Source organism: Microbulbifer magnicolonia (assembly GCF_035117725.1).
GTDB classification, from domain to species: Bacteria; Pseudomonadota; Gammaproteobacteria; order Pseudomonadales; family Cellvibrionaceae; genus Microbulbifer; species Microbulbifer magnicolonia.
Genome location: NZ_JAYEFD010000002.1, coordinates 1,022,033 through 1,036,806 on the forward strand (window position 1 = coordinate 1,022,033; position 14,774 = coordinate 1,036,806).

The 14,774-nt window shown below is 54.5% G+C and carries 7 protein-coding genes; 6 read left to right on the plus strand and 1 reads right to left on the minus strand.

Features of this window, described 5'->3' with window-relative positions; all coding sequences use genetic code 11:
• Positions 1-116 precede the first annotated feature (116 nt).
• From RRF64_RS13815 to RRF64_RS13840, 6 genes are all read left to right on the plus strand, one after another.
• A complete protein-coding gene (locus tag RRF64_RS13815; protein ID WP_323846474.1) occupies positions 117-9,860 on the plus strand; it encodes an RHS repeat-associated core domain-containing protein in 9,744 nt (3,247 codons plus the stop codon).
• A complete protein-coding gene (locus tag RRF64_RS13820) occupies positions 9,835-10,644 on the plus strand; it encodes a hypothetical protein (protein ID WP_323846475.1) in 810 nt (269 codons plus the stop codon). Before RRF64_RS13815 ends, RRF64_RS13820 begins: the two co-directional genes overlap by 26 nt.
• A gap of 353 nt (positions 10,645-10,997) precedes the next feature.
• Positions 10,998-11,627: a hypothetical protein gene (locus RRF64_RS13825; RefSeq protein WP_323846476.1), complete on the plus strand. Its 630-nt coding sequence runs from the start codon at positions 10,998-11,000 to the stop codon at positions 11,625-11,627.
• A 65-nt stretch (positions 11,628-11,692) separates the two neighbouring features.
• A complete protein-coding gene (locus tag RRF64_RS13830; protein ID WP_323846477.1) occupies positions 11,693-12,382 on the plus strand; it encodes a transposase in 690 nt (229 codons plus the stop codon).
• Positions 12,383-12,495: 113 nt separating this feature from the next.
• Positions 12,496-13,149, plus strand: a complete 654-nt coding sequence (locus tag RRF64_RS13835) for a hypothetical protein (protein ID WP_323846478.1) — start codon at positions 12,496-12,498, stop codon at positions 13,147-13,149.
• Positions 13,121-13,804 (plus strand): nucleotidyl transferase AbiEii/AbiGii toxin family protein, encoded by a 684-nt coding sequence (locus RRF64_RS13840; protein ID WP_323846479.1) that lies wholly within the window; start codon positions 13,121-13,123, stop codon positions 13,802-13,804. The genes RRF64_RS13835 and RRF64_RS13840 overlap by 29 nt, the downstream gene beginning before the upstream one ends.
• Before the next feature lie 160 nt (positions 13,805-13,964).
• Here RRF64_RS13840 and RRF64_RS13845 read toward each other — a convergent pair whose 3' ends face one another.
• Entirely contained in the window at positions 13,965-14,753 is a 789-nt protein-coding gene (locus RRF64_RS13845) for a DUF2884 family protein (protein ID WP_323846480.1), read from the minus strand.
• Between the last annotated feature and the right edge of the window lie 21 nt (positions 14,754-14,774).

Sequence of the window (14,774 nt, forward strand, 5' to 3'; positions counted from 1 at the left end):
ATATATTAAAGACTTTATTACAATAAATGATTAATATTTCGTCGTTTTGAACGCTTAGGCGACAATTTGATCTTTACATATAAATAATAAAATCAAGCTGGATCTTTGGGGGCAGAGTGAAACTTTTTGCGCACATTCTAATTATTTCTTGCTTATTCCTTGCCCTGCCATCGGTGGCTACGGTGATTTCTCCTTCTACAGATACGAATGGATCCTTTACCGTCAATTGGGATTCCGGTTACGTAGGTATTGAAGTCCAGGAATATAAAAACGGCGTTTATCAACGTACGATTCCGGTTAGCTTCGGATCATCTGTCAATATCACCGGACGCACAGAAGGTGTCTGGAAATATATGGTGTATGGGGAAAATACAGGGAATAACTGCCCACCTGATTGTGCAACTCCGAATTTTGTAACGATAATTGTGGAGAAATTTAAACAGAATCCATTATTTTTATTCGTAGGATCTGCACATGCCGCTGATACGTATCTCGGATCGTCAGAAACCGAGGTGTTGCACATGCCCGGTACGCCGGGAGCAATCTCATTGCCAACAAGCGACACTGACGGTGCATATTCCATTAGCTGGGGTGCGGCCTCAGGTACTAAAGATCGCTACGAATTGGAAGAGCAGAAGGATGGAGGACCTTGGGTACGCATTCACAATACTTCTGCCACTTCGAAATCCGTTAGCGGAAAGTCGACGGCTGTCTATAAATACCGGTCGCGCGCCTGCAATGACAGCGCTCATACTTCACGGATAAATTGTAGCGGCTGGACGGCCCAGAAGACTATAACGGTGGTCAGAACACCGTCTAGCATCACAGTGCCGAATTCGGACAACGACGGCGCATATACCATTTCCTGGGCGTCGGTTACAGGGGCAGCGAGCTATGAACTGCGGGAGAAAATCAACTCCGCATCTTACGTTACTGTCTACAACGGAACCGCAACCAGTAAGTCCTTTTCGAGCAAGGGCATAGCGACCTACCAATATGCTATTCGCGCCATAGAGAATGGCGTGAGCGGAGATTGGAAATATTCTTCGGCGTTTGACAATAGCGTCGCACCATCCACTTTTACGGTCCCCAGCGGAACGGATCAAGATGGGGCTTTTGACATCTCTTGGAGCCCCGCAGCAGGAGCGGATACTTACATTCTCCAACAACAGAAGAACGGCGGGGCATGGTCCACCATTCAAAACACAGCTGCAACCACAAAATCTGTGAGCGGTTTGACCTCGGGTGTCTACAAGTTCCAGGTCGCCTCTAAGTACAATTCGGTTACCAGTAACTACAAGATATCCTCCGACAAAAAAGTCGTCCTGACTCCGGCATCCATCACCGTTCCGACCACTGTCAATACATCCGGGTTATTTGACATTAGCTGGGCTGCGGTGTCCGGTGCCTCTGACTATATTGTGCAAGCACAGGTCAACGCCGGAACCTGGTCCACCGTCTATACAGGTACCGCGACCAGTCATACCGTTGTCGGCCTGAATACGGCGGATCATACGTTCCGGGTTGCGGCAAGATATACGGGTACCGCCGGCAGCTACAGAACATCGTCACCGGTCAGGGTGGTCCGGACGCCCACCGATATTACCGTGCCAGCAACGGACACCAACGGTGCCTACACCATTTCCTGGGTTGGGTCCGCCGGCGTTGACCAGTATGTTCTGCAGGAGCAGGTCAATGGCGGCAGCTGGTCAAATGTCTACACCGGTACTGCGACTAGCACGAGCTTTTCCGGCAGAACAACCAATACCTATAAATATCGGGTCAAGGCACAGTTTTCGGGCGACAACAGTGGCTACCAGACTTCTGGCAACGTGATAGTCGCCATTCAGCCGGCCCCTCCACTCAATTTTGTCGTCCCCAGTAGCTCAATCAATGGGACTTACACGATAAGCTGGGGCGCGCCGCCAACACCGGTCACCGAGTATGTGCTAGAGGAGAGCTCAAATGGTGGCAGTACCTGGGTAGAGGTTTCCAGCCAAGCCGGGTTGTCAGTAACGATAAACAAGACCCAGAACGGTACCTGGCACTATCGCGTTAAAGCGTGTAATTCCTATTCAGGTCTAACGCCCTGCAGTGTCAGCACGGCTGCCGATAGCGTAACGGTAAGTCTCCCCGCCTTTTCGTCCAACGAGAATCCCAGCTTAGACGGCGGTTTTACACTGACATGGACCTTAGGTTCTGAACACTACGTACTGAAGCAAAACGGAGTCGAAATCGCCAGTGGCGGCAATTCGCCAACGGGTGGCTATAGAACCGTTTCCGTCGGATCTAGCGGTTCCTACAATTATGATTTGTCGCTATTTAATTGGAATAGCGGGGATAACCACTGGGAGCCGATTTTCCCCAATCCACACCATAGTCTGAACGTCTCAGTAGTATTGGTGCCGGGCACTTCCGTGATCCAGTGGATTAAGAGCAATGGCCTTATTTCTACATTTTCGAAAGATGGGACATTCGAAATTATTACAGCGGGTTCTGGCCCAATCGAGACTGTGCGCTGGCAGTTGAAGCCGGCGGGAGTTGCCTGGCCAGGAGATGGAGTTTTCGAGACGGCCCAGGACTCCATGTTCAATATTTCGGGCTTGGAAGACGGCAGCCACGATATCCGCGTTAAGAACTGTAATGCCGCTGGGTGTAGCGCCAGCTGGAGTACGCCGGCAAATTTGCAAGTTTTGCGCGCGCCGCGTGGAGATTTCAACATCAGCCAGGGTGGTAATTTCGACGAGGGTGAAATCTCTGTCAGCTGGACGGCAGATTCCGGCCAGGTCGATCACTATTGGTTGCGCGAGAGCGAGAACGCTCTATGGGGAGACTGGCAGGATCTGGGGATCTCCAGGTCATACAGTCCTTCGAACGCAAAGCCCGATGGAGACTATCAATACGAAGTCTACGCCTGCAACACTTCCGGATGCAGTGAAGTTATAACATCATCAAATGTCACGATTGATCACCCGGTGCCGGATCAACCGAGCAATCTAGTCGCAACTCAAAATGGCCAAGTCATTGACTTGATCTGGGATAAGGTGGCAACTGGTTATGATGACTACTATCAGTTCAGGGTGAATGGAGAAACCTGGCTGCCGACCACGAGTGATACGACTGCCCAGCAACCACTCGGCAGCTACGGTTCCTACTTCCTCGAAGTACGGGCCTGTAATGTCACCCCGGGTGAAGCGAAGTGTTCCGAACCGGTTGACACCGAATTTGCATATCAAGATCCGGATCCTTCGACACCGGCGTGGGCAAAGAAAGCTAATCTGGATATCCAGCTTCTGGATGCCGGATTCGCTGACCCGCAACTGAAACAACATCAAAATGTCGGCGTCGTAGGCGGACGCGGTGGCGTCAGCGGCGGTGCAGCGACTTATAATATTCCAATTGAGATACCTCCCGGTCGAAATGGCGTGCAGCCGCAGGTTTCGCTGAGCTACTCCAGCCGCACCGGCAATGGTGTCGTCGGCAAGGGCTGGTCGCTCGGTGCCGGTTCGCAGATCTCCCGGTGCCCGCAAACGATGGCGCAAGACGGCCAGATGATACCGGTCCAGTACCTGAGTTCCGACCGCCTTTGCCTGGACGGCCAGCGTCTGATAAGGGTAAGTGGCAGTTATGGCACAAGCGGAGCCGTCTACCGCACGGAACTGGACAGCTTCGCGCGGATTACCCAGAGTGGCGATCTTAACGGAACCACGACCTGGTTTAAGGTGGAGCTCAAGAGCGGCCGTGTGCGCTATTACGGCGACGATGCCGACTCCCGGCATGTCGCCGATGGCGTCAGCGCGATCAAGTCCTGGGCCATATCGAGGGAAGAGGATCCGGTCAGTAACTCCATCAACTATGTCTACCAGGGCTTCGGCGGGGGTGAATACCAACTCAGTGATATCTATTACACGGGTTCCGGCCAAGAGAACGGCAACCGTCGCATAAGCTTTATCTACGAACCGGGAGCCAGGCCGGATATCGCTTCCAGCTATCTGGCGGGCGGTCTCACTCGGCAGACCAAGCGGTTGGAGAAAATTGCAGTTTACTACCAGGCCGATTTGGTCAGGGAGTACAGCCTTTCCTACAGGCTGAGTGAAGCCACCGGCAGCAGCCTGTTACAGGAGATTTCACTTTGCGGCACTGGCGGCCAGTGCCTGGAGCCGACAACCTTCGAGTGGGCGGATACTGCCGAAGTTAAACAGAAAGAGCTGCTCGGCTCGGCGAGCTACACTGGAGGCAACCACCTGAACTCCGGAAAATCCGTCACACCACTGTTCCCAGAAGAGAAGCATATCGATCGCCTGATGCCGCGTGGCGACTTTAACGGCGATGGCGTCCGTGATTGGCCCGGCTACTTTATGAGTGCCGAAGGAGCGGTGACGGGCACATTCAACCCTGAATCTGGGGGTTGTGTGCCATTTCCCGGTAGTATCCGCTGCGTCGAGCTGGACGCCAATAACGACGGCAAGACCGATACCTGGCGGGATCAGGGCGACCAGTTGCAGATAGGTATCAGTAATGGGGACGGGAGCTTCACCTGGATCTCAACGCCCATTGGTCTGCCCGGTTTGGATCATATCCTTGATGCCCGGGATTACAATGGCGACGGCTGGGTGGATCTGCAAATTCGCCGCGGCGACTCCATCAGTGACAACGAGCTCTATCTCTATTTGCATACCGGCAATACGGCTGCGCCATATGCTAACAACGGGCAGTTGGTCACCACCTTCCAGTATGACGCTTCCAGTTGGTCGCATAGAAGCTCAGTAGAGTTTGTCGGCGATGTGACGGGCAATGGACTTCCGGATCTTTTGCTTTATGACAATACAATTTACGTCAACGGCGTTGGCGAGGTAACGTCTCCGCAGCCGACCCCAACTATGTTCCTATTCGCAGAGAGGAATGGCAGTGGTGTTAGCTTTGTGCCGGTCGCTACGAACACACCTCAAAATGGACTGGATAAGGACCTGTACTTTTACTATTTGCTGGATATTAACGGCGACGGTCTGCCTGACTGGGTCAACTGGCGCGGCGAGCAAGACGGCCTTTACTATCGACTGAACAAGGGGGGAGTATTTACCAACTGGCAATTTGTTGAACTCGACAGCCCGCTGGAAACCCGGAGGTACCGCTACTTCAATGACGGCGATATGTCAGGTGAGTTTTTGGACGGCCTGAAATACGTCAGCGCGCTAAAGAAATATGACCGCGGCGCCGATGGCAAGATGGGTCTCATCTACCCTAAATACACGCTGGTGGAAAGCTGCCTCGAGGCCTACGATAGCGGAGGTACAAAAAACTTCTGTGGTGACGACCTCTACGACGTATTCAATTCCGGAACTGCGGGGAGTCCCAATTATGAAAGCTTTGATGTCACTGAGGTGGATCACAGCTTCTACGGCTATGAAGGCCTGCATTTTGTCGAGCAGGCCGATGGTAGCTTCCGGGTAGAGCAATATAGTCCGAATATATCCGGTACGGCGTACAATTCTGCAGTCATTGATGCCTTTGGCAACGGATTGTCGGACTTCGTCTATTCCTATGGCTGTGCCAATTATCCAGGTTCCTGCACAGTGCCTGAAACAGCCGGCCATTCACCGGGGGTCTACGTGCGGCGCAACCGCGGTTCAGCCACCGGCGATGAACTCTATGAACCCACGGACATGCTGGTATCTGTAGAGAACAGCCTGGGTTTCCGTGACGAGTGGCACTATCGCCCCCTATCCTCCCGCGACGATCGTTATCACTCTGGGGATAAGCCATTCTATGAATCGGCAGACGAGCAGGGCGGATACTTTGATAACCTGGATGGCGCCGTTAAAGACGACCACTTTGCGTTCACCTCCAGCATGTATGTTGTCGCCGAGCACCGCCAATCCAATGGTCTCGGGCCGGGTGCGCTCAATAGAAAGCAGTACCGCTACAAGGGCGCTGTCTTCAATAACAAAGGCCGGGGTTTCCAGGGCTTCCACACGATTGTCGAGGAAGATCTGGCGGCCAATGTCGAGACCCAGTCCGACTTCCACCAGATATTCCCGCTGGCCGGCAAACTTTACAAGCAGCGCAAATGGGAACTGGGCGACCGGGGATCCGACGACGATTCAGCCAGTGCTTTCGTGGAAACCGACTTCCAGTGGCAATTCTGGCCCCTTGGCGGCCACAGTGCGCCGGTGATCGAGGACGACCTGGATTATGACTGGACCGCTTTGCCCGACGAGCCTTATTTCGTCGGTATCCGGCAGCAGTCCAGCAGCCACAGAACGCTCGGTACCAGGGCCAAGCTGTACCAACAGGCGCAGACCACGGAATTCGACCAGTGGGGCAACGTGGTCCTGGCCGAAAGTCGATATGAAGAGGGGCCGAGCGGCGGCCTGCATATCGTCACCAGTTCCACGAGTACGGACTATTCCCCCGCGGATACCACCAGCTGGTGGCTCGACAAGACGCAAAGCCAAACCGTCACCACCAACCCGATACAGAACCGGGACGGTGCAGTGGAGATCGGAGCCGATACCGATGTGCAACAGTCGGTGGTCGTCACCTTTGAAAGCTGGAACGACGACGTCCGCAAGCCCACCAGTATTCTGACCGACCCTTCCACCGGCAAGTGGAACCGGGTGGTGACGGAGTACACGGCCCACGGCCTCGCAGAACGGGTCACCACCACCGCCGAGGGCGAAACCGAATCGCGCTTTGTGGCGACAACCCAGTTCAGCAGCGACAGCTACTTCCCTCAGGTCATAGAAAACGCGCTGGGCCATCCGGTCACGACCATCACCAACCCCAAATTCGGCAAGCCGGATTCGGTCACCGATGCCAACGGCCTGCGCACGGACTACGCATTCGACGACTTTGGCCGAGTCATCACCGTTACGGCGCCTTACGATGAGACTCTCGGACTGAAAGCCGCGCCAAATGTCCACACAGCCCAGCAGTGGTGTCCGGAAGGGGTTGGCTGTCTGGACGGTTCGGGGTCGGGGCGAATTGCCGGGTCTGTCTACAAGACCATTCAACAGCAGGCGGGCGCGCCCGAGCAGGTCGCCTACCACGACGCCCTGGGCCGCGTTATCCAGGCCGAGGTCCAGGCTTTCAGCGGCACCGACTGGGTCGTGACCCGAACCCAATACAATGCACTGGGCCAAGTCACCTTCGAGTCCGCGCCCCACTACGCCAGCAGCCCGAATAGCTACGGGACGAGGTACGACGGCTACGACACCCTGGGCCGGACACTGGGTAAGACTGTCGACCAGACCGATGGCCAGGTTCTGGATATCGATTACACCCACGATTATCAAGACAGCTTCACAACCCAGGTCACCGCTAACGGCCGCATCATGTACCGCACCTTCAACGGCCTGCAGCAGCTCACGCAAACGGTGGACGCCCTGCAGGGCAGCACCGACTACGCCTACGACGGTGCCGGCAATCCGATCGTCCTGCGGGATGCCGCCAGCAACAGCATCACCGCCAAGCACAACGCCCTCGGCCAGAAGGACTGGGTGGACGACCCCAATATGGGCTTCAAGTCGTTCACCTATACCGGCTTCGGCGAGGTGGAGACGGAAACCGACGCCCGGCAGCAGGTTACCGAATACCATTATGACCGGATCGGGCGCCTCGAACAGCGCGAGGTCAACGGCACGCCGCAGGCCGAATGGGTATACGACACGGCTGCCAACGGCATAGGCCTGCCGCATATCGAGCAGACCAGCGACGGCGGCTTCACCCGCACCTATCGCTACGACACCCTGAGCCGTCCGGATCAGGTGACCACCAATATCGACGGCGAGGACTTCCTCACGGTCAGCCACTATGACAGCAACTACGGCCGCCTCAAGGGCCTGACCTATCCCAGCGGCCTCACGCTGCAGTACGGCTACAACGATGCGGGTTATCAGTTCCGTACCCGCAATGCCGTCAGCGGTTACAGCTACCGGGAAATCACCCAGATGGACGCCTGGGGCGAGTGGGAGTTCGCGAACGTGGCGGCGGGCAACTATATCGTCGGCCGCGACTTCCATGCAGCAACCGGGCAGATGGCGGGCACCGCCTTCGACAGCCTGGTGCAGAGCCACCAGCTGCTGTCGTACGACTACGACAACTTCGGCAACCTGTGGCAGCAGACCGTCAGTGTGCCCGGTGAAAGTCCGAGCACGAACGTAGAAAACCACTACTACGACGCGCTGAACCGTCTCGATTACAGCACCAGGACCGACGGGCCCACCATCGATTACGACTACGATGCCATCGGCAACCTGCTGAAGAAGGACGACTTCGCCAGTAGCTACAGCTACATCGGGGGCGCCAGCGGTGGCCCCAATGCGGTCAAGGGCGTCGTCCTGGTCGGCGGCGGCACCGTCACTTACGGTTACGACGCAAATGGCAACCGCACCCACGAGAACGGGGTGCAGCAGGTCTGGTACAACGCCTTCAACAAGCCGACCCGTATCAGCAGGAATGGCGTCGACCTGTACTTCTCCTACGGCGCCGACCAGATGCGCTATAAGCAGGTCAACCAGGGCAGCGGCAAGACCACGGTCCATATTGACAAGCTGTTCGAGCGCATCGGCGGCGGCAGTGAGACGCAGTACCGCCACTTTATCGGCGATATCGCCGTGGTCACCAGCACCGAGACCGCCAGCGAAACCAGCCACGAGATCGGCTTTACCCACCGCGACCGGCTGGGTTCCACCGTGGCTGTCGGGGACGAGTCGGGCAACCTGCGGGAGACCCACAGCTTCGATCCGTTCGGCAAGCCGCGGCTGGGGAACATCCTCGACAAGACGGTGGCGCGGCTGGAAAGCGGCTTTACGACCCGGGGCTTTACGGATCACGAGCATCTGGATGATGTCGAGCTGATTCATATGAATGGGCGGGCTTACGATTACAATCTGGGCCGGTTCCTGAGCGTTGACCCGATTATTCAGGCTCCGGGCAACAGCCAGAGTATGAATCCGTATTCGTATATCATGAATAATCCACTGGCGGGGACTGACCCGACCGGTTTTGCCTCTTGCAGCATGGAGGACCCCGGTAGTTGCAATGACGTGGCAAGTGGTCTTGGGGAGGGCGACACTGCTGATATTACGCAAAAGCAGGCAGTTACTGGTTCTCGTATAAAACGTGATGTCAAAGTTGGAACCATGACGGGAAATGGTAACGGTACGGTCTCAGTAAAAACAGGTGCTGGAAACTTCACTGCTTCAACAGAAGTTGGAGCATTGAGCAACAGGGAAAATAGTACTTCGCAGCATGGTGTAGCTTCCAGTGAAGGAAACGCAGAAAATGCAGCGTTAGACCGGGCGAACGCATTTAGGGGGAACAATATAAGCAAAAGCACTGATGTTATTGAGGATGGAAAATCTATTGGGAAGCGCGTATCAATTGAAGGCGGAATTTATTTTGATGGCGATGTTTCCGAGGAATTTGTCAATGCATCACTGTCTGGTATAAATAATACATGGGATGGAACTTTTGAGTATGATGATGGGTATTTTATTGATGTTTCTGCATCAATGAATTCTACTGATTCCTCAGAGAGCGCGTTGGTTACTGTTCGCGTGGTTCCTCCAGATTCAGAGAATTTGCGCATAGATGGGTCATATCGAGATGCGGCGGCTACAGTGGGGCCGAATGGACAAGGTAATATAATTTGGTTTTCTCAGGCTGCGGTGCATTACAGTGCAGAAAAGGTCGGTTACATAATGGCCCATGAATTTGGCCATAATCTCGGGTTTAGAGATGCATATTTTCGGCGTAAACGGTTTCTCCCAGGCCACGAGGGCTCAATCATGGGGGGAGACCCTGAAAAAAGAAATTTGTTAAGGTTCCATTATGAGAAACTTGGTTTCGGTCCTTAAAGTCATATTGTTGTTATCTTCTCTGCTGTCGCTTACTGGAGCCAATGCGATAGAAAAAGTTGAAGGGGGCGCGGAGATGGATGACGCAATCATCGGGTTTTCATCCTTGACAATAGTTGGCCAGGTTTTGTCAGGGGGTTCTGGATTTATCCAGGTTCAGGTTGAAAGTGGGATCCGTGGTCGGATTCCGCCTAGCAAGATCATTAATCTGAATTTTGGCGATTCACTGGTTCAGAAGGGAAGGTATATTTTTTTTCTAAATTATGATTTTCATAGGAATACTTATAATCTTGCTTCGCTTATTGGCGGTGGTATGTTTCCATTCTCAAATGATTTATCAGATTGGTTGCGGGATAAGTATCGAGTCGAATCTTGGCTCCCAAACCATATACGGCTGCAATATGAAGATCGCGATAGCGTGAAACGTAAAGTTTCCCGTTACTTAGATATGCTGCAGAATGTAGACGGCTATAAAGCGGGGATTGAAGGCCTTGCTGGGCTTGGAGAAAGCGCTGTTCCAGCACTTATCGAGGAGCTACCTTTGCTTTACGTGTCCGGTCAGTCAAGCGCTTATGCTGGAGAGCTTTCGATATCCGGGACTCCTAAAAACTGTATTCGGAGATTGATATTTGATTCTGTCGATTGTGTATTGAGGGATATAACTGGAATTTACCCATTTCCCGATTCTAATTCAGGTGTGGAGAAATCACTGGACTCGTTAAGGGGTTGGGCTATTTACGGTTTTTATAAATATCAGGGCATTTCCTTCGATAGATTGAACTAGAAGGTAAAATGCTATTGCGGTAGTGAACAACATGAGTCAGATCGACTTCTGACTATTCCGTAGATTAAGTCCCTGCAGGGTAACTTGTAGGGACCTTGTGATTTTACTTAGCTTCTACTGCTCGAACTGCGCCTCAAGTACTCCAATCACTTGCTTCTGGTCCCATATCAGACGATATAGCGCAGACGTGGGTGGTATTTACACCCTCCTAATTACTCCGCGACCTGTTGACTACACTTCTAGCGCCACCCTGACACATAGGGCTGACTAGACGGTGCTATATGATGTCAAACTCACGGCGACTGCAGGTTACTGATCTTTTGTCGGGCATTTCCGGTCCAGCTGTTGTCGCGTTGAAGTTTCTGATGGCGGGCAAATTGGATGATCCCGACTCTCTGCCTGTATTTGCGCCGGATGTTTCCAGCCTGGGCGGTAAAGAACGGATCCGCTTCCAGCGCCGACACACGGGCATGATCAACTGCGTTACTGATCCGGTGATGGCTCCCGTGTGGAAAAAAGCGCGTAAACTGTTTCCCGGCCGTGCTGATCGCGGCCAGGTCTGGTTGATGGAGGCGCTACACGCTTCTTTCCCGTACTGGCTACAGTGCCGACAAGAACTGACGCCCGCGCAGGCGGAGCAGTGGAAGACGAAACTGCGAAAGGCGCTTGGTGAGGTCAGCAACCTGATAGATGGCACGCCCGATGGCTTCGAAGCCTGGCTAGGCAACGCTGCCTGCAACTCCGCACATCTGGTACAGGAGTCTGCCGGGCTAACCAAAGATCCACACCTGCCACCGAGCCGCGTAACCATGAACCCGCCACTCAGCTGGTACCTGAGTGAGTGGATTCGGGCGCTAGACGGTACAGCGCTCAACAGGGCCCTGATCCCCTCCAAGCGCAGCCTGGAAACCGAGGACCGTATCTATTTTGCGCGTAGCCTGACGGCGTGGAGGTCAATAATAGGGGTCAGAGTAAAATTTTGACACCCAATCCAACCTGCTAGCCGATCTCGTATCTAAACTATGGCCAAATGTTCAAGGAGGAACCAATGGCCCGCTTACCACGCCTTGCTCCACCCGGCATCCCTCAGCACATCATCCAGCGCGGCAATAATCGACAGGCGTGTTTCTGTTGCGAAAACGACTTTATCGCCTATGCCGGCTGGCTGCGCGACTACGCAGCGCAGTACCGGGTGCAAGTACATGCCTGGGTATTTATGACCAACCATGTACACCTGTTAGCGACGCCGCAAAGTGGACAGGGTGTATCAAAAATGATGCAGTCCCTCGGCAGGATGTATGTGCGCTACTTTAACCGGGAGTATCGCCGCTCCGGAACTCTCTGGGAGGGTCGCTACAAATCCTGCCTGGTGCAGTCCGAAGAGTATTTGTTGCACTGCTATCGCTATATCGAGCTGAACCCGGTCCGCGCCCGAATGGTTTCTGATCCTGCGGATTACTATTGGTCCAGCTATGCGAGTAATGCCCTGGGCAGAAATTCGAACCTCATAACACCCCATACGGAATATCTGCAGCTGGGACGGTACCCGAAGCAGCGCCGGGAAAGGTACCGCGCGCTGTTCTCGCGCCATCTTGATCAGAGCCTGGCCGAACATATTTCATCCGCAGTCAACAAGGGGCTGGCGTTGGGCAGTGACAGGTTCAAGGAGGAGATAGAAAAGCAATATCAGCGACGAGTTACCCCGGCTGTTGTCGGCAGACCTCGGGTGGACCTGTAGCTCGGGTGGACCTGTAGCTCGGGTGGACCTGTAGATAGTGGGAGCAAGTTGCCACTTGACAAGGGTGGGCAGTTGTGATTTTTTTGGTCCAAATTCCGGACTATGAATCAAGAATGAAATCTCAAGACTCCTACATCCTTCTCCAGACCATAGGCCAGTTGCTAAGCGAGCCGTTGGAGCCCTATGCGCCCTTGCCGCCCGAGGGTCGGAGTGAGTATTTTGAATCCCGCGCCAGATCGCTGGCCGAGCAGGCGGAACTCTACGGCGTAAGTAAGACCGGGTTGATCCGCAGTTATCGGACCCTGGTCGAGGCCGGTTTGATCCGCGAGCCAGAACTGCGGCCAGCCGGCTTCGGTCCTTGGGTAAATCTCACAGCCGCCGGGGAGTGGCTCGGCTATGGCATCCGCTATGCGGAGCCAACCCGCAAGATTGGCTTCGGCTTTGGTCTGCCCACTGGATTCAATTGCAAACTGATTCGCAGTGAAATGATGCCGCCGAACCCACCACTTTGTATTGCCGGCGCGAGTACCGTGATCCGTGAATCTGATCAGGAGGGAATACTGATCAATCCCGTAGACAAGCATGTCATCAGTGGCCCCAGCTTGTCCCCCGGTGCTTATGTGCTGCTGGCTGTAGTGGATGCCATCCGCATTGGCAAGCCTCGCGAATTGATGCACGCTAGAAACGAGCTGAAGAAGCTACTGAATAATGCCCAGATAATTCAAGATCGGCTGCACCATGAATTTAAGGAATATCGAACTGCTTGAGCTGGTGGCGTACACGATCGGAGAAGAGCTCAATCAACAGGTCGTGTACATCGGTGGTTCTACCACTGCGCTCCTGGTGGCTCCGGAGCGGCGCGGTCAAGTCCGCCAGACCAAAGACGTGGATATAGTTATCGATGTTGTCACCACGCGCGATTACCATGCCTTTTGCGACCAATTGAAGGCGCGGGGCTTCAGGGAAGATCAGTCCGAAGACGCTCTGATTTGTCGTTATTGCTTGCGAGATTTTCCCGATGTGCGCTTGGATGTAATGCCAACAGATGAGCGGATCCTGGGATTTGCCAACCGTTGGTATCCAGCGACGATAGCGCAAGCGTTTTCCGTGGACCTCGGCAGGGCTTCGATAAGGGTGGCCAAGCCGGTGTATTTTCTGGCGACAAAATTTGAAGCCTGGCATGGCCGTGGCAGGGGTGACATCTTCGCCCACGATATGGAAGACATTCTATTTGTGTTTGAGCACCGCCCCGAGATAGTGGGTGAAGTGACGAGCGCAGAAGATGAAATTCGAAACTACCTAAGTCGGCAGGCAGCGAGCTTGTTGGAATCGAACTTGGTGAACTACCTGGATGGATTTACAGAAACCGAAAGTGCGGCGGTGGAGATTCAGAACCGGCTGTTTAGGGTTTCCAGATTGTAGTCCTCTGTGGAACGGGTGAGTGACGCTGACTCTGATCCGAATTTTCCCGTTGTTACCAGACTGCTGATAGGGTTTGTGCCGTGAATTTGATGTCCCTGCTGCAGTTGCAGGAATAAAAAAGGCCGCACGAGGCGGCCGACCACTTTGGGGGTAGGTATAACTATTTAATCGTGACGATATCGTAGGGTGCCAGGGCGGGAATGGACTGGTGCAGCTCACTCTCAATGCGGTTCACGGCCTCGAGCTGCTGGCATAGCCCCTCTGCGCGAGCTTCAATACTTTCCGCCCGCTGCTCGACCTCCTTCTCGATCTCCTCTGCCGCCAGCTCGGCATCGCGCTCAATGCTGCGGCCGCCGGTGAACGCCGCCTTCAGCGCGTTCCAGGTAATGGCGCCGGCAGACTTCATGACCAGCTTCTCGATCTTGGGCTCAAACTCTTCCTCTATCACCTGCTCGATAAATGCGTCGTTTTCTGGATCTCCGAGCGTGTAGATCTCTCCCTCACGGTTGAGCCGCTCCTCGGTGCGGCGCAGTATATCTTCGGAGGCCTCTTGCAGCTCGATGCTGTCCGGATGGTCCTTGCCGGCGAGTACCGTGAGCGCCGCGGACATACCGTTCAGCGCCACATCCACGGCCTCCAGCGAAATCAGCAGAATCTCCCGCCCGGTGCCGTGCAGCTGCAGTTGGTAGTCCCGCAGCAGCTGTTGCTGCTGTTCGTCCAGTTCCAGTGTCTCGCCGGCGACCACAAGCAGCGCCGGGGACTGGTAGCGGAGTCTGGGCTCGTTGTCGCCGTTGTCTTCACGGACTTCGAAAAAGTCGGGCCCCACGCGCACGCTGTGGTTCAGTTCCGCACTGCAGTGCTGGTCATCTCCAACCGTGAGGTTGACGCCCCCGGCTTGCGCCGAGGCGCTCGCGGCAATCAGCGTCGAAATGGCAAGCGGCTTCCACATAGTCAATGTCTCCGGATTCTT

What these genes read in the sequence shown, in the direction of transcription:
- RRF64_RS13835 (WP_323846478.1), top strand. Translation starts at nt 12,496, where the DNA reads ATGAAATCTCAAGACTCCTACATCCTTCTCCAGACCATAGGCCAGTTG.
- RRF64_RS13840 (WP_323846479.1), top strand. Translation starts at nt 13,121, where the DNA reads ATGAATTTAAGGAATATCGAACTGCTTGAGCTGGTGGCGTACACGATC.
- RRF64_RS13830 (WP_323846477.1), top strand. Translation starts at nt 11,693, where the DNA reads ATGGCCCGCTTACCACGCCTTGCTCCACCCGGCATCCCTCAGCACATC.
- RRF64_RS13820 (WP_323846475.1), top strand. Translation starts at nt 9,835, where the DNA reads ATGAGAAACTTGGTTTCGGTCCTTAAAGTCATATTGTTGTTATCTTCT.
- RRF64_RS13845 (WP_323846480.1), bottom strand. Translation starts at nt 14,753, where the DNA reads ATGTGGAAGCCGCTTGCCATTTCGACGCTGATTGCCGCGAGCGCCTCG.